This window comes from Streptomyces sp. NBC_00076, from assembly GCF_045041235.1.
GTDB lineage: Bacteria > Actinomycetota > Actinomycetes > Streptomycetales > Streptomycetaceae > Streptomyces.
The window spans coordinates 7661424-7684351 of record NZ_CP108242.1 but is presented as its reverse complement, the minus strand read 5'-3'; the positions used below and the strand labels follow the sequence as shown (position 1 = coordinate 7684351).

General features: G+C 69.6%; 17 protein-coding genes. 5 read left to right on the top strand and 12 right to left on the bottom strand.

Annotated elements, in window-relative coordinates:
• Positions 1–112: 112 nt before the first annotated feature.
• The 4 genes from OHA64_RS34945 (at position 113) to OHA64_RS34930 (ending at position 4872) form a co-directional block, all read left to right on the top strand.
• Positions 113–1369 (top strand): citrate synthase, encoded by a 1257-nt coding sequence (locus OHA64_RS34945; protein ID WP_405620032.1) that lies wholly within the window; start codon positions 113–115, stop codon positions 1367–1369.
• Positions 1370–1422: 53 nt separating this feature from the next.
• Positions 1423–2367, top strand: coding sequence for a sucrase ferredoxin (locus tag OHA64_RS34940; protein WP_405620030.1), 945 nt, complete (start codon positions 1423–1425; stop codon positions 2365–2367).
• Between the two features lie 139 nt (positions 2368–2506).
• Positions 2507–4192, top strand: coding sequence for an ATP-binding protein (locus tag OHA64_RS34935; protein ID WP_405620028.1), 1686 nt, complete (start codon positions 2507–2509; stop codon positions 4190–4192).
• Entirely contained in the window at positions 4192–4872 is a 681-nt protein-coding gene (locus OHA64_RS34930) for a response regulator (RefSeq protein WP_405624242.1), read from the top strand. The genes OHA64_RS34935 and OHA64_RS34930 overlap by 1 nt, the downstream gene beginning before the upstream one ends.
• A gap of 68 nt (positions 4873–4940) precedes the next feature.
• Here OHA64_RS34930 and OHA64_RS34925 read toward each other — a convergent pair whose 3' ends face one another.
• From OHA64_RS34925 to OHA64_RS34900, 6 genes are all read right to left on the bottom strand, one after another.
• A complete protein-coding gene (locus OHA64_RS34925; protein WP_405620026.1) occupies positions 4941–6533 on the bottom strand; it encodes a cation acetate symporter in 1593 nt (530 codons plus the stop codon).
• Complete coding sequence (locus OHA64_RS34920; RefSeq protein ID WP_405620024.1) at positions 6530–7090, bottom strand: DUF485 domain-containing protein; 561 nt, start codon at positions 7088–7090, stop codon at positions 6530–6532. Before OHA64_RS34920 ends, OHA64_RS34925 begins: the two co-directional genes overlap by 4 nt.
• A 69-nt stretch (positions 7091–7159) precedes the next feature.
• Positions 7160–7840 carry a response regulator gene (locus OHA64_RS34915; RefSeq protein WP_405620022.1) on the bottom strand — a complete coding sequence of 227 codons (681 nt, stop codon included), beginning with the start codon at positions 7838–7840 and terminating at the stop codon, positions 7160–7162.
• Positions 7837–8988 carry a sensor histidine kinase gene (locus OHA64_RS34910; protein WP_405620020.1) on the bottom strand — a complete coding sequence of 384 codons (1152 nt, stop codon included), beginning with the start codon at positions 8986–8988 and terminating at the stop codon, positions 7837–7839. The genes OHA64_RS34915 and OHA64_RS34910 overlap by 4 nt, the downstream gene beginning before the upstream one ends.
• Entirely contained in the window at positions 8985–9509 is a 525-nt protein-coding gene (locus OHA64_RS34905) for a DUF1453 domain-containing protein (protein WP_405620018.1), read from the bottom strand. Before OHA64_RS34905 ends, OHA64_RS34910 begins: the two co-directional genes overlap by 4 nt.
• Before the next feature lie 968 nt (positions 9510–10477).
• Complete coding sequence (locus tag OHA64_RS34900) at positions 10478–12601, bottom strand: type IIA DNA topoisomerase subunit B (RefSeq protein ID WP_405620016.1); 2124 nt, start codon at positions 12599–12601, stop codon at positions 10478–10480.
• Positions 12602–13041: 440 nt separating this feature from the next.
• Between OHA64_RS34900 and OHA64_RS34895 the strand changes: the two genes are divergently transcribed.
• On the top strand, positions 13042–13272 hold the full coding sequence (locus OHA64_RS34895) for a hypothetical protein (RefSeq protein WP_405620014.1): 231 nt from the start codon (positions 13042–13044) through the stop codon (positions 13270–13272).
• A gap of 104 nt (positions 13273–13376) precedes the next feature.
• On the opposite strand, the gene OHA64_RS34890 is transcribed toward OHA64_RS34895, so the two are convergent.
• From OHA64_RS34890 to OHA64_RS34865, 6 genes are all read right to left on the bottom strand, one after another.
• Positions 13377–14243 carry a serine protease gene (locus OHA64_RS34890; protein WP_405620012.1) on the bottom strand — a complete coding sequence of 289 codons (867 nt, stop codon included), beginning with the start codon at positions 14241–14243 and terminating at the stop codon, positions 13377–13379.
• 143 nt (positions 14244–14386) lie between these two features.
• A complete protein-coding gene (locus OHA64_RS34885; RefSeq protein WP_405620010.1) occupies positions 14387–15925 on the bottom strand; it encodes an RNA polymerase sigma factor in 1539 nt (512 codons plus the stop codon).
• A gap of 428 nt (positions 15926–16353) precedes the next feature.
• On the bottom strand, positions 16354–17241 hold the full coding sequence (locus OHA64_RS34880) for a FadR/GntR family transcriptional regulator (protein ID WP_405620008.1): 888 nt from the start codon (positions 17239–17241) through the stop codon (positions 16354–16356).
• 161 nt (positions 17242–17402) lie between these two features.
• Complete coding sequence (locus tag OHA64_RS34875) at positions 17403–19268, bottom strand: ATP-binding cassette domain-containing protein (protein ID WP_405620006.1); 1866 nt, start codon at positions 19266–19268, stop codon at positions 17403–17405.
• 160 nt (positions 19269–19428) lie between these two features.
• On the bottom strand, positions 19429–20187 hold the full coding sequence (locus tag OHA64_RS34870) for an NUDIX domain-containing protein (RefSeq protein WP_405620004.1): 759 nt from the start codon (positions 20185–20187) through the stop codon (positions 19429–19431).
• 129 nt (positions 20188–20316) lie between these two features.
• Complete coding sequence (locus tag OHA64_RS34865) at positions 20317–22233, bottom strand: glycogen debranching N-terminal domain-containing protein (protein ID WP_405624241.1); 1917 nt, start codon at positions 22231–22233, stop codon at positions 20317–20319.
• Positions 22234–22928: the final 695 nt, after the last annotated feature.

Here is a 22928-nt window from a genome sequence, read left to right as displayed (position 1 = left end):
GATTCCTCCCTGGACTTGATTTGACTGTCCATGATTGATTGAATCTGTGTCAATATTGATTGAATCAATATATGCGAATCAACACACCAGGCTGCAGATACGGTGATGTCTTATGCACGATCACGAACCCCACCCCGGCCCCGCCGGACAGCGGCTGAGTACCAAAGAGGCCGCCGAACTGCTCGGCGTGAAGCCCGAGACCGTGTACGCGTACGTGAGCCGTGGGCAGCTCAGCAGCAGGCGCGTACCCGGTGGCCGGGGCAGCACCTTCGACGCCAAGGAGGTGGAGGCGCTCGCCCGGCGCAACCGACGGGAGGGCAGCGGGACTTCGGGCTCCGGGGGCGAGCTGTCCGTACGCACCCGTATCACGCTCATCGACACCGACCGCTACTACTTCCGCGGCGTGGACGCGACCGAACTGGCTTCGCGCCACTCCTACGAAGAGGTCGCCGAGTGGCTGTGGACGGGGCAGTTGCACCCCGGCGCCACCTTCACGGCACCTGAGGCAGCCGTCACCGCCGCCCGCCGCGCGGTCGACGCCCTGCCCGAACACACCGCGCCGACCGACCGGTTGCGGGTCGCGGCGATCGCCGCCGCGGCCGCGGACCCACTGCGCTTCGACCTGTCCGAAGAAGCGGTGCTCGGTACGGCGCGCAGCCTGATCCCGACGCTGGTCGCCGCCCTGCCCCTCGCCCGGCACGATCATCGGGACGACGGCCCGCTCGCCCACCGGTTGTGGGCCCGCCTCAGCGTACGTACGGCCGATGCGGCGTCCCTGCGTGCGCTGGACACGGCACTCGCCCTGCTCGTTGACCACGACCTCGCCGCCTCCACCCTCGCCGTGCGCGTCGCGGCGTCGGCGCGCGCGCACGCCTACGCAGCCGTCTCCGCCGGGCTCGGCGTGATCGAGGGGCCGCTGCACGGCGCGGCCGGCGGACTCGCCCACAAGCTGCTGCTCGAGGTACTCGACCAGGGCGACGCGGCACCCGTGATCGCCGACGAGCTGCGGGCCGGGCGGCGCATTCCCGGACTCGGCCATCGCCTCTACCCCGGCGAGGACCCCCGCGCGCGTGTCCTCTTCGGCCTCCTTGAGGACATCCCCAGGGCCGCACCGGCCCTCGCCGCGGCTCGCGACATCGTGGCCACCTCCGCTCGCCACTCGCCCCTGCACGCCAACGTCGACCTGGCCCTGGGCGTGCTCACCGCTTCCTCCGGCATGCCCGCCACGGCCAGCGAGACGATCTTCGCGGTGGCCCGTACGGCGGGCTGGATCGCGCACGCTCTGGAGGAGTACGGCGAACGGCCGCTGCGTATGCGCCCGAGCGGCCACTATGTGGGCCCACGACCGCCGCAGCCCCTGCCGGAGTAGGGCACACGCCACCCGGGAGTCACGCCGCTCCACGTCAGGTTAGGCTCACCTCTGTGAGTACGTGCTCAACCGTCTCCCAGGATCTCGACGAGCCGATGTCCGGAACGGCGGCCACGGCGACGACCTGGCTGCTCCTGGAACAGGCCGGCCCCTGGGGTGCCAAGGCGCTCGTTTCGAGCCACCTGGACCCCGTGCTGGGCCGTGCCCTGGAGGCGGCCGCGAAGGGCACCGGCGTACGCGTCGCGCTCATCCGCCGCCCCGGGCGACATGCCGACAGCGGCCCGCCGGCCTCACGCCAGGTGTACACGGCCCACACCGTGCCCGGCGCTGTGTGGCTGCGCTCCGCCACGACCCACGACCCGCGTCGACTGCTCGACATCGACTTCGCGGCGCTCGGCCGTGGGGACTACGGCACCTTCGACTCCGCCCTCGACGGGCGGCCCCACACCGGCGATCCGCTCGCGCTCGTGTGCACCAACGGCAAGCGTGACCGCTGTTGCGCCCTCCTCGGCCGCCCCCTCGCGGCCGAGCTGGCAGCCTCCGGCGTCGAGGGTGTCTGGGAGGTCACCCATCTGGGCGGTCATCGGTTCTCCCCGACCCTGCTCGTCCTGCCGTACGGCTATGCCTACGGCAGGGCCCAGGCCCACGCCGTCAAGGAGGCCCTGCACAGCGTGCGGGAGGGGCGGATCGTGGTGGAGGGGTGCCGTGGGAACTCGGCCTGGGACCGTCCCGGCCAGGCGGCCGAGCTGGCCGTTCGCACGGCCGCGGGCGAGTACGCGGCCGAGACTCTGGCCGTGATCCGCACGGAGGGGGCCGCGCCCCGCTGGGAGGTGACCGTCGCGCACACCGACGGACGCCGGTGGCGCGTCGCCGTGGTCCAGGGCGCTTCGTTGCCGACCCGCCCGGAGAGCTGCGGAGCGTCGGTACTCGGCTCACCCGCGCGAATGGACGTGGTGGAGGTCCGCGAGCTGACCACCACGAGGGCGCTCGCGAGCTGACCGGCGCCGGTGCTCCGGGCCGACGGCACCGGCGTTCCTGTAGTGGCAGCACCAGGCCTTGCAGCCCGTCACGTATTGATCAAGTAATCCACGCCACACCCCTACGGCAGCTCCGGCGCCTCCACGTACCGTCATGGGTATGAGCCCCACTCCCGCCGCCCGCCGCCTGCGCCTCGGACTGCCGAGGCGCATGTTCTCGCAGGTCCTGCTGATGCAGTTGGCGATCGCCGCGGGAGTCGCGGTGCTCGCGACCGGACTGTTCCTCGCGCCGCTCAGCGCTCAGCTGGACGACCAGGCGATGCGCCGCGCGCTCGCCATCGCGCAGACCACGGCCGCCGAGCCGGGGATCGCCGACGAGGTCAGGACCACTCCTGCGACAGCCGACGGGCCCGTCCAGAGGATCGCGGAACGGATCCGCAAGGCCACCCACGCCGAGTACATCGTGGTGATGGACCGACGGGGCGTGCGCTGGTCCCACCCGACTCCCGGGGAGGTCGGCAGAACCGTCTCGACCGACCCTCACCTGGCCCTGGCCGGCAAGGAGGTCATGGAGATAGACAGTGGCACCCTGGGCCGCTCCGCACGCGGCAAGGTGCCTCTGCGTGACAGCCACGGCGGCATCGTCGGCGCGGTCTCGGTGGGTATCGCGTACGACAGCGTGCGGGCCCGTCTGATCCACGCGATCCCGGGGCTCTTCGCGTACGCCGGAGGTGCCCTGGCCGTCGGCGCGCTGGCCGCCTGGCTCATTTCCCGCCGGGTCCATCGGCAGACCCGGGACCTCGCCTTCTCGGACATCTCGGGGCTGCTCGCGGAGCGCGAGGCGATGCTGCACGGCATCCGGGAGGGTGTCATCGCCCTGGACCGCGCGGGCCGCGTCCGCCTACTCAACGACGAGGCGCAGCGACTGCTGGGCATCGGGGACGAGTCCGTCGGCCGCTCTCCCGACGAAGCGCTCGGCGAGGGCCGTACCGCGGATGTCCTGGCGGGCCGGGTGACGGGCACCGACCTGCTCACCGTCCGCGGTCAGCGGGTACTGGTCGCCAACCGCATGCCCACCGACGACGGTGGCGCCGTGGCCACCCTGCGTGACCGCACCGAACTGGAGCAGCTCGGCCGGGAACTCGACTCCACGCGCGGCCTGATCGACGCCCTGCGCGCCCAGGACCACGAGCACGCCAACCGCATGCATACGCTGCTCGGGCTGCTGGAACTGGAGATGTACGAGGACGCCGTGGAGTTCGTCGGTGAGGTCGTCGGTGACCACCGCGTCACCGCTGAACAGGTGACCGAGAAGGTCCATGATCCTCTGCTTGCCGCGCTGTTGGTCGGCAAGGCGACTGTGGCGGCCGAGCGGGGAGTTGCCCTGTGGGTCTCGGACCGGACCCGGCTGCCGGACCGGCTGGTCGACCCCCGCGGACTGGTCACGGTGGTCGGCAACCTGGTGGACAACGCGCTGGACGCCGTCGCGGGCACGCTCCACGCGCGCGTCGAGGTCGAGCTGCGGGCGGAGGGACGTACCGTCATCCTCCGAGTCCGTGACACGGGGCCCGGAATCCCGGCGGAACAGCGTGAGTTGATCTTCATGGAGGGATGGTCCACGAAGACGCCTCCGGCACATCGCAAGCGCGGAATCGGACTGTCCCTGGTGCGCAAGCTCGCCGAACGGCAGGGTGGCAGCGCTACCGTCGGTGAGGCGGAAGACGGAGGCGCGGAGTTCACCGTCGTCCTGCCGGAGGCACTGGCCGTGCGGGACCGGGAACCGGCGCTCAGTACGCCGACAGCACAGCAGTCCGCCCCCCAGTCCGCCCCCGAGGAGGAGTCGTGATGATCGAGGTCCTGGTGGTGGACGACGACACCCGGGTGGCGCGGGTCAACGCCGCCTACGTGGAGAAGGTTCCCGGCTTCCATGTGGCCGGAGTGGCGCACAACGCGGCGGAGGCGCTGCGTCAGTTGGAGGGGCCGACCCGCCTGGACCTGGTTCTGCTGGACCACTATCTGCCGGACGAGACGGGGCTGGCGGTCGTCCAGGAGATGCGTCGGCGCGGTCATCAGACCGACGTGATCATGGTCACGGCGGCCCGGGACGTGACGACCGTGCAGGCGGCGATGCGGCAGGGCGCCCTGCAGTACCTGGTCAAGCCGTTCGCCTTCGCGGGACTGCGCGCCAAGCTGGAGGCCTACGCGCAGCTGAGACGCACCCTCGACGGTGGCGGAGAGGCGGAACAGGCCGAGGTGGACCGCATCTTCGGCGCCCTGTCGACACCGTCCGAGCCCGGACTGCCCAAAGGCCACTCCCCCACCACCGCGGAGCTCGTAAGGCAGTCTCTGATGAACGCCGAAGGGCCCCTGTCGGCCCAGGAGATCGCCGAGCGCACAGGAGTGAGCCGCCAGACCGCCCAGCGCTATCTGAAGCTCCTGGAGCGTACGGGGCGGGCCAGACTCACCCTCAAGTACGGCGACGCCGGCCGCCCGGAACACCGTTATGTATGGGCGACCCGCGCCTGAGGTACGGCCCGGTCCGCCCCGCCGACCCCCGTCAGCCGGTTCCCGTACGGCGCTGAAGGCGCCGTCTTCTACACGGCCCCCGCCCCCGTCAGCGACCGCACCTCGGTCTCCGCGTGCTTGGCCTCGTCGGGCAGTTCCGCCGAGGTGACCGTGCCGAGCCAGCCGGCGAGGAAGCCGAGCGGGATCGAGACGAGTCCGGGGTTCTGCAACGGGAAGTACTGGAAGTCGACACCAGGGAACAGTGACTCAGGACTGCCAGACACCACCGGTGACAGCACGACGAGGACCACGGCCGGGATCAGGCCGCCGTAGACGGACCAGACGGCACCGCGTGTGGTGAAACCGCGCCAGAACAGCGAGTAGAGCAGCACCGGCAGGTTGGCGGACGCGGCGACCGCGAAGGCGAGGCCCACCAGGAACGCCACGTTGAGATCCCGCGCCAGCAGGCCGAGAGCGATCGCTACGACTCCGACACCGACCGCGGCGATCCGTGCCACTGCCACCTCGCTGCGCGGCTTGGCTTGCCGACGACGTAGCGACGCGTACAGGTCGTGGGCCACGGACGCCGAAGAGGCCAGCGTGATCCCGGCAACCACGGCGAGAATCGTGGCGAAGGCGATCGCGGCGACGATCGCGAAGAAAACCGTTCCTCCCGTGGAGTTCGCGCCTCCGCCCAGATCAAGGGCAAGAAGTGGAACGGCCGTATTCCCGGCCGCGTTCGATCCACGGACGGCGTCCGGCCCCACGATCGCCGCCGCGCCGAAACCGAGGACGATCGTCATGAGATAGAAGCCGCCGATGAGCCCGATCGACCAGACGACGGAACGCCGTGCGGCCCGCGCGGTGGGCACGGTGTAGAAGCGGGACAGGATGTGCGGCAGCCCGGCCGTACCCAGCACCAACGCGAGGCCCAGGCTGATGAAGTCGAGGCGGGCCGTCCAGTCCCCGCCGTACCGCAGGCCGGGCGCCAGGAACGCCTTGCCGTGACCACTGCGCTCCGCCGCCGTGAGCAGCAACTGGTCGAAGTCGCCGCGGAATCGCAGAAGGACGAGCACGGTCAGGGTGACGGTTCCGCCGAGCAGCAGCACCGCCTTGACGATCTGGATCCAGGTGGTGGCCCGCATCCCTCCGAACGACACATAGATCACCATGAGTGCGCCGACCCCGATGACCGTCCAGGACTGCGCCGCTGCGCTGGTCCCTCCGAGCAGCAGCGCGACCAGACTGCCCGCGCCCACCATCTGCGCCACCAGATACAGAACGGAAACGGTGACCGAGGAGGTCCCCGCCGCGATCCGCACGGGCCGCTCGCTCATCCGCGACACGACCACGTCGGCGAGCGTGAACCGCCCACAGTTGCGGACCAGTTCGGCAACCAGGAACAACACCACGAGCCAGGCCACGAGGAATCCGACCGAGTACAGCAGCCCGTCGTACCCGAAGAGGGCGATCAGGCCGGAGATCCCGAGGAAGGACGCGGCCGACATGTAGTCGCCCGCGATGGCAAAACCATTCTCCATCGGGGAGAAGAGACGGCCGCCCGCGTAGAACTCCTCCGCCGAACCCTGCCGATGCCTGCTCACCCACGTCGTGATCCCCAGAGTGACCGCGACAAACGCGCTGAACAGCAGCAACGCCAGCGTCTGATGGTCAACCGTCACGATGAGCCTCCCCGCAAACCTCGTGTCAGTTCCTGGGTGTCCCAGCGCAGTTCCAGCGCGGTGCGGTCCCGGCGCAGCCTCGCATGCCAGGCGTACGCCCAGGTGAGCAGAAAGGTCGTGAGGAACTGCCCGAGTCCCGCCACCATCGCCACGTTCACGGCGCCCGCGACGGGCCGTGCCATCAGTCCCGGCGCGGTCGTGGCGGTCACCACGTAGGCCAGATACCAGACGAAGAACCCCGCCGCCGCCGGCACAACGAACCTCCGGTAGCGACTGCGCACCTCCTGGAAGGCTTCACTGCGCTGCACCAACAGGTACACATCTGCCGCGGCGGCAACAGGGGTCTCGTACTGCCGACGTCCCGACGAGTCCACAGGCACAGGCACCGCGGCGCCGGCCGACTCGCCCCAGCCGGATGCGAGGGCGTCGTACCAGGGGTCGTCGTACCTCACGCCTCCGGCCGCCTCCGTGGAAGCGAGATCATGGACATCGTGGTGGTCGACCGAACTCTCGTCACCCCTGCCGACTCCGCGGGGGCGACCGTTGCTTGACTGCATGCCCAAGGATGGACAGAACGGGTAGATCCCCGACTCTTCTTCTCCGCGCTCTTCACCCCATCAGGTGACTCAATTCACCGGTGGCCGCGCCAGGCCCTTCGCGTATGCGTAACGCACGGCCTGCGCACGGTCCTTGAGCCCCGTCTTGGCGAAGAGATTGTTGATGTGGGTTTTCACGGTCGCCGTGGAGACGTGCAGTTTGTGGGCGATCTCCTGGTTGCTGAGGCCCTCGGCGATCAGCACCAGCACTTCCGTCTCGCGCGTGGTGAGTCCGTCCGGCGCCTCCGCGGGCGACGCCGGGTGCGGCTCAGGAGCCGACAGGCGTTCCAGCAGGCGCCGTTGGATGCTCGGCGACAGGCCCGCGTCCCCGGACAGCACACTCCGCACTGCCCGCACGATCTCGTCACCCCCCGCGTCCTTGGTGAGATAGCCCCGCGCACCCGCTCTCAGCGCGAGGAACAGCGACTCGTCGTCCGCATAGGTCGTGAGGACCACGACCTGTGTGCCTGGATGCTCCGCCCGGATACGCCGGGTCGCCTCCACCCCGTCGCAGCGGGGCATGCGCAGGTCCATCAGCACCACGTCCGGGGCGAGTTCCTCGACGAGCAGCACCGCCTCGTTGCCGTCCCCCGCTGATCCGACGACCTCGATGCCGGGAAGCAGGCCCAGCAGCATCACGATCCCCTCGCGGACCACGGTCTGGTCGTCCACGACCACCACCCGCGCCGGCCGCTGCCCCTCATCCGTCATGCGGGCACCTTCAGCGACACCACGAACCCCTCCTCGTCCGGCCCCGCTTCCAGCGAACCGCCCAGCAGCTCGGCACGCTCCCGCATGCCCAGAAGACCGTACCCGGCGCCCGCCCCGGCGAGGTCGCCCGGCGATCCACCCGAGTCCCGTACGACCAGCGTCACTTGGTGCTCGCCGTACTCCAGCCGTACCCGTACCTTGGCCCCCGGGGCGTGCTTGCGGACGTTGGTCAGAGCCTCCTGGGCGACCCTGCGCACGGCCTGGGACGCCTCCGCCGGCAGAGGTCTGCGCTCACCCGCAATAGTGGCCTCCGCGCTGTCGGTCGTACTGACCAACTGGGCCAGGAAGTCCTCCAGCGGCGTCAGCTCGCCGCGCAGAGCCGACAACGACTGCCGGGTCTCGGCGAGACCGTCTCGGGCCATTCCCCGCGCCGCCACCACTCGTTCGAGGATCTGCTCCCGGTCGGCGCCCCGCTCGATCAGCAGCCGAGCCGCCTCCAGGTGCACGAGCTGCGCCGAGAGGCTGTGCGCCAGCACGTCGTGGATCTCCCGTGCGATGCGGGCTCGCTCCGCCAGCGCCGCCGAGTCCGCCTCGGCCGCCCGGGCTGCTCGCTCCTGGGCGAGCAGCCGCTGGGAATTGCCACGCGCCTCGGCGTCCAGCCGCAGCACGTAACCGGCTAGGGCAAGTCCGGCCGTGGTCACCGCTGTGGTGAGCCAGTCGTCATCGTTGACCGACGCGTACGACGCCAGGGCGACTGTCGCCACCGGCACGGCGGCTACGACCGGCAGCCGCTCCAGCGCAGTGATCGCACACCCGCACCAGATGACGAGGGCGGGGACCCTCAATCCCAGGGTCTGGGCGGCGACCGCGATACCCAGCAGTGCGGTCATGAGTGCCAGCGAGGGCAGGAGTCGGTGGGCGAGGGTGGTGCGGTAGAGCGCCCAAGAGAGAAACCCGGCCAGCAGGACGCCCGCTCCGGCTCCGATCGCCCCCCAGCCCCGCACCTGACTGTCGGTGAAGGCACCCCAGAGCAGCATGCCGAGCACCAGGCCTCGCACGACCCAGCCGAGCGACCGACGCGCACCGGAGGAGTCCGCGCGCCCGAGCGCTTCCCGGGAGGGCCACCGTGTCCAGGCGTTCTCGGTCACACATGTTCCTTCCACGTGGGCCGGGGCATGCCGTCACCGTACGCCGGGCCCGCAGCGACAGCCGGGCGCAGAGACTGGGCTCGCCAGGCGAGGATCCCGGAGCGTACGAGGAGCGTGGCCGCCAGGGCGAGCAGCAGCGCGGACGAGTCCTGCTGAAGCCCGACTGCCGCGCCGAGCGCGAAGAGGCCGACGCGCAGTCCGATGCCGACGGCCCAGACTCCTCCGCTCATCTTGGTACTCCTGCTCCACACCCCTCCGTCCGGCTCCACCCATATCCGAGTCGTCCAGGCCCAAGCGGCTCCGGTGGCGAGCCCGGTGAGCAGTTCAGCGGCGAGGAGGACCACCGACGCCGTCTGGTGGCGGGCGTCCACTATGTACGGCTCGCGGAGCGCTACGACGGCCAGGATCACCGGAACCAGGCACCAGCGCTTATCGGTGTCGATCCGGCTCGGGCGGAACTGTCGGACGACCACCAGGAGAACCACGGCGCCGATCACCATCGCGTTGACGAGCCCGGGCATCAGAGCCTCCGTAGCGAGGAAGGGGTACCGACAGCGAGCGCTGCCGACGCCTTCGACGCTACGGAAATCCGCAGGTCGGCACATCGGTGCCCGGGTGGATCATGGGTGGATCCCCCACGCCGGCGTCTCCACCCATGGGTGGAGACGCCCCGGAACACCGGCCAGGACCGACCCCGATCGCTTCTCCACTGTGTGCCCGGCCCGCCCGGCCCGCCCGGCGCCGGGGCTGCACCCGACGCCGCCCAGAAGCGAGCGAGGGGATCTACCTCGGCAGCCTCCCAGCAGGCGCCCAGCTTCTCCACCCGGCCTTGCTCCCCTGGCCCTCGCAGCCCGCCGCGATCAACCGAGCCACGCGTCCGGAGCACCACAGCCAGAACGCGATAAAAGCAGAGCCACTGGGGGCGGCCCAAGACCGATCTCCGCCCCCACGGGCACGACCAAGACACACATCGGTCGCGCCCCAGGCCGTACGCGCAGCGTGCTCAGTCGGTAGCAGCCGAGCAATCCAGGCCGTACCGAATACCTGGCCGGGATCGAGTCACGTTTGCGTCCGCACTCGGCGGGAGCCACATGTACCGAGTCAAGCTTGCGTCCGTACTCCGGCCGGAGCCACATTCTGACCTTGTCCGGCCCGCCCCGCCCCTGGCTCACCCCAGCCAGAGCCGCCCGCCCGGCGACAAGCCCAGTCGAGCCACGTCCCTCACCTGGGCCGCTACCTGATCCAGCTCGGGCCGAACTGCCTCCAGGCAGCCCGAGCCACCACGCACTCCGTGCCGAATCAGGCCATGCTGCAACAGCCCGAACCAGCCCAGTCACCCAGCCGCCCGCAGGGCCACTGCCTGACCTGAGCCAAACGCCTCGGCACCCGCTTCCGCACCCGAGCCCGCAGCGACCAGTTGTTTCGCTCCACCCCGCCCGGGCTGCCCTGTCCAACTCGCCCCCGCCCCGGCCAAGGCCAAGCGCAGCGGCTAGGCGTCGATACGCGACCGATCCAGTGTCGCCGCCGAGCCCGAGATGAACTCCTTGCGGGGTGCCACGTCGTTGCCCATCAGCAGATCGAAGACCTGCTCGGCGGCCTCCAGATCGGAGAGGTTGATCCGGCGCAGAGTGCGGTGCCGCGGATCCATCGTCGTCTCGGCCAACTGGTCGGCATCCATCTCGCCGAGACCCTTGTACCGCTGGATGGAGTCCTTGTACCGGACCCCCTTGCTCTGGAACTCCAGGAGTTTGTCGCGCAACTCACGGTCCGAGTACGTGTAGACGTACTTTTCCTGACCCTTCTTCGGCTGGACCAGCTCGATGCGGTGCAGCGGCGGCACCGCGGCGAATACTCGGCCCGCCTCGACCATGGGCCGCATGTAGCGCTGGAACAGCGTCAGAAGCAGGCATCGGATGTGGGACCCGTCGACGTCGGCGTCGGTCATCATGATGATCTTGCCGTAGCGAGCCGTGTCGATGTCGAAGGTGCGACCTGAGCCGGCTCCTATGACCTGGATGATCGCGCCGCACTCGACGTTCTTCAGCATGTCTGTGACGGACGACTTCTGAACGTTGAGGATCTTGCCGCGGATCGGCAGCAGCGCCTGGAACTCGGAGTTCCTGGCGAGCTTCGCTGTGCCGAGCGCGGAATCTCCCTCGACGATGAACAGCTCGCTGCGGTCCACGTCGTCACTGCGGCAGTCCGCGAGCTTGGCGGGCAGCGACGAAGACTCCAGAGCCGTCTTCCGGCGCTGGGCGTCCTTGTGCTGGCGGGCGGCGATGCGTGTCCGGGCGGCGGCAACCGCCTTCTCCATGACCACTCGGGCCTGGGCGGCGGCATCGCGCTTCGTGGATGTCAGGAACGCCTTGAGTTCCTTGGAGATCACGGTGTTCACGATCCGACGGGCCGCGGACGTGCCGAGGACCTCCTTGGTCTGCCCCTCGAACTGCGGCTCGGCCAGTCGGACGGTGACGACCGCGGTGAGGCCCTCCAGGGCATCGTCCTTGACGACGTCGTCCTCGGCGACGCGCAACAGCTTCTTGGTGCGCAACACCTCGTTCATGGTCTTTGCGATCGCCTGCTCGAAACCGGCGACATGGGTGCCGCCCTTGGGCGTGGCGATGATGTTGACGAACGACCTGAGAGTCGTGTCGTAGCCGGTTCCCCAGCGCATCGCGACGTCGACACCGAGCTCACGGGTGACCTCGGTGGGCGTCATCTGGCCATGGTCGTCGAGGACCGGGACGGTCTCCTTGAAGGAGCCCTGGCCTGAGAAGCGGAGGACGTCGCAGACCGGCTTGTCGGTAGCGAGGTACTCACAGAACTCGCTGATGCCGCCGTCGAAGCGGAACGACTCCTCGCCCTTGCTGCCGCCCTCGCCGAGGCCGTACTCGTCGCGGACGACGATGGTCAGGCCGGGGACCAGGAAGGCGGTCTGTCGGGCGCGCTGGTGCAGGTTCTCCAGGGAGAGCTTGGCATCCTTCAGGAAGATCTGACGGTCGGCCCAGTACCGCACCCGCGTGCCGGTGCGGGTCTTGGGAATCCTCTTGGCCTTGCGCAAGCCACCCGCGGCGTCGAACTTGGCGTCGGGCCCCAGCGAGGCGAACTCTCCGGGGACGCCGCGGCGGAAACTGATGGCGTGCGTGTGCCCGCTGCGGTCCACCTCGATGTCCAGCCGTGCGGACAGGGCATTCACCACGGAGGCGCCCACGCCGTGCAGGCCGCCGGAGGCCGCGTACGAGCCGCCGCCGAACTTGCCGCCGGCGTGCAGCTTGGTCATGACGACCTCGACGCCGGAGAGTCCGGTCTTGGGCTCGACGTCGACCGGGATGCCACGGCCGTTGTCCCGGACCTCGACAGAGTTGTCGTCGTGGAGGATCACCTCGATGTGGTCACAGTAACCGCCCAGGGCCTCATCGACGGAATTGTCGATGATCTCCCACAGGCAGTGCATCAGGCCGCGGCTGTCCGTGGACCCGATGTACATGCCCGGGCGCTTGCGCACGGCTTCGAGCCCTTCAAGGACGAGCAGGTGCCGCGCGGTGTAGTTGGAACCGTCCCGGTCTGCTCCTGCCAGCAGTGCTGTGGACGGCACGGACGTCTCGGCGGTCACGCGGTTCGCTCCTCGCTGAATTTCAGGTGAGGCCCTTCTGGGTAAGGGCACGGCTTCGGTCGCCGCTCAGAGGGTACCGAGGCCTGGTAGAGCCGATGTAACGCCACCCTCGTCTGAACTCACACTAGTCCAGAGTCGCATGCATGTTCGATCCCTCGATTGAGTGAAGTACATATCACGTTCCCTTCCAGGCATGAACCATTTAGGCTCCGGGCACGTCCTCATGAACAACCGGCAACCCAGCCGGCAGGACTGACCCCGACCGACAGCGCGAACCCGTAAGACACAAAGACACGCAATACGGCACATTCGCCGCCAACCGGCAAACAGACAGCCGCCCGGAGAGATTTTTTCCAGGAAAAGCCACGAGCGGGAACGTTTTCGGGCTGGTTGGATGTTGACACTGGTACGACAGCTCGTCGAGCTAGAGAAGAGGCGACGTGACTACTGTTCTGACCCCCGCGAGCCCACTGACGGCCGCCGACCGCTGCGACCGCTGCGGCGCCCAGGCATATCTGCGCGTCGTCCTGCTGAGCGGCGGAGAACTGCTCTTCTGCGCCCACCACGGCCGCAAGTTCGAGCCGGAACTCAAGAAGATCGCCGCTGAGATACAGGACGAGTCCGAGCGCCTGACGGCTGCTCCTGCAGCAGCCGCCGAAGAGGAGCGCTGACACTCGCGTTCCACGACGAGCCAGCACCGGCAGAGGCCGGATGACGGGTGGGCGCCCCTGCTCTCAGGGGCACCCACCCGTGCTTCGTACCCGCACAGAGGCCGTCAGTCTCCGCCAGGCGCCGCCACAGGGCTCCTGGCTCCGGCACCCCAGACCGGTGCCCGCAGAACCTCGGACACCCGCGTGTAGACGCCAGGACTGCCCGCGCGACCGCAGCCACTCCCCCAGGACACCAGCCCTACGAGCTTCCCCCGGGCGACCAGCGGCCCGCCGCTGTCTCCCTGGCAGGCATCGCGACCGCCCTCTTCCTCCCCGGCGCACAGCATCGTGTCGGCGAGGTACGTCCCGTCAGCATTTCCCGGATACGCCTGCTCGCACAGCGCGTCGGGCAGCACACGCACGCGTGCGGCCCGCAGAGTGTGCACATAGTCCCCGCCGCCCGTGATGTCCCCCCAGCCGTACACCGCGGCCTCCGTCCCCGGCTCGTACGCCGGATCCCCGGTAGGCGCCATGGCGATCACTGAGCTTTGCGGCAACGGCTCGGCGAGAGTGAGAACGGCGAAGTCCCCGGAGTTGGTCACACCGTCGTGGTGCGGATTCACCCAGGTTTCGCGTACGGGAATTTCCTGCCCCTGATCGGTGAGGAGATCCGTACGACCCGCGATGACCTTGAGGTCGCGCACGCTGTCCGGTGGGCCACCCAGGACGTCCTCGCCGAGACAGTGAGCCGCGGTGAGCACCGTGGACCGGCCGACGGCCACACCGCCGCAGAACTGCCCCGCGCGCGTACCCCCGAACCGGTCACGGCTGGACAGTGCCACCGTCCACGGGCTCTCGGACACGTCGACCGGGAACCCCCCGACGACGATGTTGTCGGCGGACACAGGGGCGGCGGACAGAAGTGGTATGGCAGCTGCGGCGGCCGCCAGAGCCAGCGGCCGGGCCAGTGCCCGGGCAATGCGAGATCGCATGCACGCTCCTCACTCCGGGATGATGGTCGGACACCCAGCGTATGCAGACCACTGCCGGTCGCAGCGCGAGAGCCCGCCGCCGGGGCAACACGAAGGCCCGGCACCACTCGGAGACCGGGCCTTCGACGTCGTACGACCGCAACCTAGTCGAGGTAGTCGCGCAACACCTGCGAACGCGACGGGTGACGCAGCTTCGACATGGTCTTGGACTCGATCTGACGGATGCGCTCGCGCGTGACGCCGTACACCTTGCCGATCTCGTCGAGAGTCTTCGGCTGACCGTCAGTGAGACCGAAGCGCATGGAGACGACGCCGGCCTCGCGCTCGGACAGTGTGTCCAGGACGGAATGCAGTTGCTCCTGGAGAAGCGTGAAGCTGACTGCGTCGGCCGGGACGACCGCCTCGGAGTCCTCGATGAGGTCACCGAACTCGCTGTCGCCGTCCTCGCCCAGGGGGGTGTGCAGCGAGATGGGCTCGCGACCGTACTTCTGGACCTCGATGACCTTCTCGGGGGTCATGTCGAGTTCCTTGGCCAGCTCCTCCGGGGTGGGCTCGCGGCCCAGGTCCTGGAGCATCTGGCGCTGCACGCGCGCGAGCTTGTTGATGACCTCGACCATGTGCACCGGGATACGGATGGTGCGGGCCTGGTCTGCCATCGCGCGAGTGATCGCCTGACGGATCCACCAGGTGGCGTAGGTGGAGAACTTGTAGCCCTTGGTGTAGTCGAACTTCTCGACCGCGCGGATCAGACCGAGGTTGCCCTCCTGGATGAGATCCAGGAAGAGCATGCCGCGACCGGTGTAGCGCTTGGCCAGGGAGACCACCAGGCGGAGGTTGGCCTCCAGAAGGTGGTTCTTGGCGCGGCGACCGTCCTCGGCGATGATCTCCAGCTCACGCTTGAGCTTCGGCGCAAGCTTGTCGGCGTTGGCCAGCTTGTCCTCGGCGAACAGTCCGGCCTCGATACGCTTGGCGAGCTCGACCTCCTGCTCGGCGTTGAGCAGGGGGACCTTGCCGATCTGCTTGAGGTAGTCCTTGACGGGGTCTGCGGTGGCACCGGCCACGGCGACCTGCTGGGCGGGCGCGTCGTCCTCGTCGTCGTCGGAGAGGACGAAGCCCTTGTTCTCGGCCCCCTCCTCTTCCTCTTCGCCGGGCTTGACTTCCTCGAGGACCTCATCCTCGACGGCCTCGGCGTCGTCCTTGCCGGCGGTCGCCTTCTTGGCCGTCGTCGCCTTCTTGGCGACGGTCTTCTTCGCGGCCGCCTTCTTGGCGGTCGTCGTCTTCTTGGCTGCTGCCTTCTTGGCGGGCGCGTCGTCCTCGACGGAGACCTCGGCGGCGGGCGCCGCCGGCGTGGCGGTGGCGGTGGCCTTCTTGGTGGTCACCGTCTTCGCCGCGACCGTCTTGGTGGCGGTGCGCTTGGCCGGGCTCTTCGCTGCGACGCTCTTTCGGGTGCGCTTGGGCTCCGCGGCACTGACCATCAGCGTCACACCCTCTTCCTCGAGGATCTGGTTGAGGCTGCGCAGTACGTTCTTCCACTGAGTGGCCGGAATCTGGTCAGCTTCGAAGGCCCGACGCACGTCATCGCCGGCGATCTGCCCCTCAGCCTTTCCCCGCTCAATGAGCGCCATGACAGAGACGGACTCGGCGATCTCCGGCGGGAGCGTACGGGATGTGCTGGCCGACACGAACAACCTCTCGGAACGTTGGAAAACGGCTTCCGGCCCCGTCCATGATGGACAGGAGCCGACCACCGGCCTGGGGATGGGCCGACGGCGCGGGCGGGGGCCGGGAAGATGCACAGCGCCTTGAACGGCGTCCGTATTCCCTCCGCGGCTGTCACCTCTTAGGTCATCGCGCTGCTCCCACGAGCGTTACGCCCAATCTGCGTGGCCCGAGTCACACCCCGTAAACGCTCAAAAATGTTCATATATGGACATATGTGACTAATCGCGGCCTGGAATGGATCGCCTCGGCGGGCTCGCCCCCTCGTCGCACCGTCGGACCCCGCAGAATCCCTGGGGGTTCTGCGGGGTCCGACTGGTGGCGGCTTGCGGGCAGGGGCCACCGTTGGGGAGAGATAGTCCCGTCCGGGCCGCCCGGGAGGGATGCGCGGTCAGTGCTCGCGCGGCGCGGGCACCACGCGCTCCACTTCGGGGTGGACGGTGAGCAGTTGCCGCATGGCCGTCTCGGCCGCCGCACCGTCGCCGGCGGCCAGCGCGTCGACGATCCGTCCGTGGTGCGCCAGAGAGGCCTCGTTCGGCCGGTCACAACCGGTGACGGGATTGCCGGAGACCTGAAGGGCGGCCGACACGATCCCTGAAAGGTGCTCCAGCATGCGGTTGCCGGCGATCTGGATGAGCAGGGAGTGGAACTCCGCGTCCGCACGGGAGAACGTGAGCGCGTCGCCCTGCGCCATGGCGTGGCCCATGATCTCGATCATGTCGGTGAGCCGTTGCTGGACCTCTTCACGCCCGTGCCCCGCGGCCAGCCGGGCGGCGAGCGGTTCGATCGTCCAGCGCAGTTCGCTCAGCTCGCGGCGCTGGTCGTCGCGCTGCGGCCCGAAGGCCCGCCATTCGATGATGTCCGGATCGAGGAGGTTCCAGTCACTGACGGGGCGCACGCGCGTGCCGACGTTCGGGCGCGCACTGACCAGGCCCTTGGCCTCCAGGACGCGGAGCGACTCACGGACGACGGTGCGGGACACCTCAAAACGCTGGCCGATCTCCTCGGGCACCAGCGGACGGTCGGCGCCCAGATCACCGGAAACGATCATCTGGCCGAGCTGTTGGACGAGTTGGCCGTGCAGTCCGCGTCCGCGGCTGCCGGCAGCACGTCGGCCCACCCGGCCCAGCTCCGGGTCCGCGCTGTCCCACGAGGGGATTCCGACACGGCCGGCGGTGGCTGCCTCCGCGTAGGGATAGCGGTCGAGTTCGCCCGGGCCGGCGAGGCCGGAGTCTGCGGAGCGGGCGGCGGTCATCATGGTGTGCGCAAGGGTACTCACGGATCCTTTGTCGGCGCCGCTTCCAACTCCCTTGAGGTCTTTGGTGAAAAGCACACGAAAGGGTGATCGCTCACCCCGTCGCAATTGACGCCTTATCGGAAAGAAATGGGCCTTCCCGGGAAGTTGTGCGCAGGGTGGAACCGCGAAGGCACGGACGGTCGTCAGCGAACCCTGCCGCGCAGGCTGGTGAGCAGATATGCACAGAGCAGGGCGGTGAGCGACAACGTCATTGCACTGCCGACGGGTTGGACGATCACGCGTGCGGCGACCTCGAGATAGCGCTCTCCACCGAAGGGCCACTGCAGCAGGAACACCTCGCGCAGCCGTACGGGAAACCCAGCCGCAGCCCGCACGGACGCTCCTTCGAAGACCTTTTGTACGAGCGGCACGACGACGACGGGTACCGCCACCAAGGCGGCGAGCCCGGCCGTGGTTGACCGGAAGATTCCCGCGGCCAGCACTCCCGCCCAGGCGCAGCCGACCACCAGCCCGATCCAACTGGCGCTCAGGGCGGGCCAGTCGGCGGGAACCTCCGCCAGTTCCCGTCCGTAGACGAGATAGAGAACCTCGACGTCGCAGCCCACCGTCAGGAAGGCCAGCAGGAGCGCGGTGGCCGCGCTGACGACGAGTTTGGCGGCGAGCAGCCCGAGTCGGCGGGGCACGGTGCCGCGGTCCGCCGCCAGGGCGGGGTGGCGGAACTCGTCGCCGAAGGCGAGTGACCCGAGCAGACCTGCCCCGAGGGCCGCGGGCGGCAGGGGCAGTTCCCGCGGCCACGCGGCCAGCAGGCGTGGTTGAGGCGTGTGTCCCACACGGGCCAGGAAGACGGCGGTGAGGGCGGAGGCGACGAGGACGGCGGCCGCGGTGAGGAACCCAGTTCCCACTCCGGCCGCTCGTCGCAGCTCATAGCGCAGCGGCCGAAGTGGACTGGGTGCGGAGCGGACCGAAATGGGGGGTGGGAGGGGCGACAGTGGATCGACGGACCGGAGCGCCTCGGCAGAGGGTGCGCTCCCCTTCACCCGCCGCTCTCGCTCGCTCGTGCCGACGGACAGCTCGACGTCGTGGGGCACGTCAGTTTCGGCGGATTCCGGTGCCGCGGCACGTGGCTGCGCCTCTGCGGGCCCCTGCTCGGTCTCCGATGGGCACGCTGCTTCAGGACCCATGTCTCCGACCTCGTCGGCAAGTTGATGAACGAGCACTCCGTGGCGGAACGCCGTCTCGCCGACGTCGGCGCAGGTACTGCCGTACACGGAGAGGCGATTGCCTTCCTCCCGAACGACCTCGACGGAGCGCTGGGCGGTACGGGCCTCCTTGGCGATCAGCGCCGCGAGGCGGGCGGCGTGCGGGGTACGGACGGCGACGCGGGGGCGTAGTCGCGTGCGAGCAAAGTCGTGCACGTCCTGGTCGGCGACGAACCTGCCCTTGTCCAGGGTGACCACGCGGTCGGCGGCGCGCACGGCTTCCTTGGGGTCGGCAGTGGTGAGCAGGACCGTGCCGCCCTGGGCTGCGTGGGCCCGCAGCATGCCGTGGAGCCACTGGCACTCGCGGCTGGAAAGGCCGTCGGCGGGCTCGTCGAGCAGGAGCGTGTGGGGGTCCGGAAGCAGCGCGCAGGCCAGACCGAGGCGGCGGTCCATGCCACGCGACAGGGTGCCGAGGCGTTCGTCGCGCAGACTGACGAGGCCCACTGCTTCGAGGACTTCGTCAGCGCGCCGCACCGGTACGCCCGCCGCGGCGCACAGCATGCGCAGATGTCCCCGTACGGTACGGTCGGGATGACCTGGCACATCGCCCAGCAACACACCGACTTCAAGCGACGGGTGGGCGATGCGGTGCAGGGGACGGCCTCTGAAGTAGGTGATGCCACGGCCCTGTTGCAGTTCGAGCATCAGCCTGAGCGCGGTCGTCTTGCCCGAGCCAGGGGCTCCGAGGAGTGCGGTGACACGGCCTGCGCGCGCCTCGAGGGAGAGGTCGTCGACAGCGGGCGGAAGGTCCCTGCGGGTGTTGCTGGTCAGTCCGAAGGCCTGGATCACCCGAATCAAGATAGCGCGCTATGTCCGTTTTTCCGGGCACCGCAGGGCCCACTCCGCAGCGAGAACAGCGCCTTCGGCTCCGTTTCGTCGTTCGCAACGAACGATGCAGTTCACCGGTCGGGCGGGAACCCGTCGGCTTCCCGCCCCGCGTGCGCCGGTGTCACACCTCGGGGCGCAGCATCGGAGGGTTGAGCAGAGTGGCTCCGCCGGCGCGGAAGAGTTGGGCGGGGCGTCCGCCCTGGCGGGTGGTCGTACCCCCGGTGGGCACGAGGAAGCCGGGTGTGCCAGTCACCTTGCGGTGGAAATTGCGCGGGTCGAGCGCCACGCCCCACACCGCCTCGTAGACGCGGCGCAGCTCCCCGACGGTGAACTCGGGTGTGCAGAAGGCGGTGGCCAGCGACGAGTATTCGATCTTTGAGCGCGCCCGTTCCACGCCGTCCGCCAGGATCTGGGCATGGTCGAAGGCGAGCGGAGCGATCGGTTCGCCGTCGCGGCCGTAACCGTTCTGCTGCAACAGCTCTTCGACGGGTGCCCAGCGCGCGTTGCTGGCGTCGCCGCCCGCCCGGGGAGCGGGCAGGTCGGGAGCGAGAGCGAGGTGGGCGACACTGACCACGCGCATCCGGGGGTCGCGCTTGGGGTCGCCATACGTCGCGAGTTGTTCCAGATGGGCACCGTTGTCCTGAGCGGGGACGGACGGGTCATGGGCGCGCAGTCCGGTCTCCTCGGCCAGTTCGCGTGCCGCTGCCTGTGCCAGGTCCTCGTCGGCCCGTACGAAGCCGCCGGGGAGCGCCCAACGCCCCTGGAACGGCGGTTCGCCCCTACGCACCGCCAGCGCGCACAGGGCGTGACGGCGCACGGTCAGCACGACCAGGTCCACGGTGACGGCAAAGGGCGGGAAGGCTGACGGGTCGTAGGGCATGCGGCGATCATAGTCGTCTGCTTGACGATAAACACTCCCTTCGTCGGTCGTACAGGGGGTTGATCCACTTCCGTCGGTCAAGGCTCACAGTTCTCTCCGGGCCGTCACCCGAGTGCGTGTCGTCCGAGGTCACACGCCCAGTTGCAATCCCTCGGCCGCCTCCTCGACCATGGCGAGCCCGAGTCGGCTGACACGTACCGAGAAGGGGGCGCCCGCGACCCGCAGTCCGGTCAGTCCGAGCTCGCCGAGTGGGGCGCTGCGCACCGGCCGCAGCGTGACCGTACTGGCCGGGACGTCGGGACGGATGCCCGCGAGGGTCGTCAGCAACAGAACTCCGGCGGCCGCTGCCGTGGCCGAGGGACGGCAGGCCGCAACATGGGGAAGCGGGGTGCTGCCATCGGTGCGCTGCTCCCCCGCGTACATCTCGGGCAGCCGGTGGCCGAAGGTCTCGGCTGCCGCCAAGACCCCCTTCAACAGCGACGTGCTCTCCTTCTCGTAGCCTGCGGCGGCCAGGCCCGCCACGGCGATCGCCGTCTCCTGAACCCGAACGGCACCGGCACGGTGTCCGAAGGGGTTATAACCCCTTTCCTTCACGCCAAGCCCTCGCAGACCCCAGCCGGAGTCCAGCGGTGGGCTCCCGAGCAGTCGGGCGAGCTGTTCGGTCTGCACCCGGTCGAGCAGCCCCGGCGCATACCGGCCTCCCCCCAGCAGTCCGGTGTCGAGAAGCTGAGCAGCCGCGGCACCCAACTGCGTCACGAAGCGCCCGTCCGGGGCACGGGCCGCCGCGGGCCGACCGCCGCTGCGGTCCTCGAGCCAGAACTCCGCACGGAAGGCCACCCGCAGCTGCCTCGCCCACTGCCGCAACCCGTCGCCGCCCGGTCGGCCGCACGCATCGAGCAGGTCGGCGCCGAGGAGTGCCGCACGGTGGGCGTGGGCCTGTGTCTCGCAGCGGACAGGGCCTGCGGAGTACGGATCGCTCAGATACGTTCCGTCGCCCAGACTGGTGCGCAGCCAGGCAAGACAGCGCTCGGCCGCCGGCAGCAGCTCCGCCGTCTCCTGCTGCGAAAGACCCCAGCAGCGGGCTTCCGCGAGCAACACCGGGAAGAGCAGGGTCGCCTCCGTCCCCGTACAGGTCGGCGGCAGATGCGGCCCGGCATCCCGACGAGGGCCGGGGATCATGCCCGCCCCTGGGCCGGGGGCCAGGAGTTGTGTGCGTGCGAGAGTGCGCAGTGTGCCCACCGCGAGTCGGGTCCCCAAGGGCAGCGTCATCCGAGCGGCGGCGAGTGCCTCGGCCGGTGCCATGCCGCAGCGCCAGGGCACGCCCGCCGCCAGATGTGTGTCGGCCGGGTGCGCCGGGTCGCGCAGCAGCAGGGCCTGGAGGTCCTCGATGCTCGTGTGCAGCAGCGCCTGGACGCCGGGGTGGTCGCCGATCGCCCGTGCTGGTGCCAAGGGGCTCGTCGCCGCGCGTCCCACAGCCCGAACGGGCCCTGCGCCACCCATCTGTACGCGCAGTTCCACGGTCACCGTGTTGCCTGGTAATACTTCGAACTCCCAGCGCAGCAGCCCTGCGGAGGCCAGGGCGTCGGTGGGCGGCGGGTCGGCCGTGACCGAGGCGCTGGCCCCGGTGCCGGACCATCGCAGGCCCGAGTCGTGGACGCTGGCAGGCAGTTCGGGTCCTGCGCGGCCGGAGGCGATCGTTCCCAGGTCCGCCAGGTCCGTGCCCAGGGCGACCTCCACCGGCAGCCGCAGTGGGCGCGAGGCCGCGCTGTGGAGGGTGATGCGTTCCATGCCGTCCGCATGGCGGATGCGTTCGACCACGACGTCCGGGTCCGGGCCGCTACCGGGGGACGCGCGAAGGGCGCCTACAAAGCGTGCACGGTCCGCCGCGATGGTCCGACCCTGGACCGCGATCGGTTCGCGTCCGGCGACGCGGACCTGGCAGCGCGAGAGCGTGCGTCGGCCCGCGCGGTAGAACCCCTCCAGTCCTTGACCGGTCAGCTGGCCCTGCTCCGTGGAGATGGCGAGGCCGGGGAGCGCGACGCAGATGAGGGCCGTGTGGGCCGGGGGCAGGTCGGGCGGGCGCCGGGGAACCGGGACCGACGCCGGTGCCGGTTGGCCTTGTGAAGCCGAGGGAAGCGGGCGACGGCCCCTGGTGGGGGTCGGAGCCCGTCCCGGGGCCGCCGACGACCAGCCCTGAGACGGCGGCGAGGTGGGACGGAGAGGCTGATTCGAGCGCGAGAGCAGCTCCTGTCCCGTGGGTCCCGTCGGGCGCCGTCCAGGCCGATCCCACGGGGAGGGGTGCTGGTCCTGTCCCGAGGGGGAGTGCTCCTCGTCAACGGGCTGTTCGGCCTGCAGTCGCCTCACCTGCCCTGATGAGGTTACGCAGGAGAGCTCATCCGATGGCCGTGTGATGCCTCCTTTCCCCGTCGGCGCGGGCGTACTGGGGGACTGGCGACCGTCGTCTGGGGCGGAGGGCGGAGTCGGCTGATGCAAGGGGTGCTTCCTCTGCACTCTGTGTGCCTCTGGCGTGTTCGGCGCCTGGTGCGGGGTCCTGAGGGACAAGGACGGTGCCGCCGGTCCAGGCGTGCCGCCACTCAGGTGAACGGGACGAGCCTCTTCGGAGTCACGCCCGCGGTCGCGGAAGCCGTCCGAAGGGCGGCGAGGCGGGCAGGTGGGGGAAGGCATCCCGCAGCTGCCCCCTGTCCACCGGAGTGCGTCCGCCTTCCGCCGCAGTCGGTGGC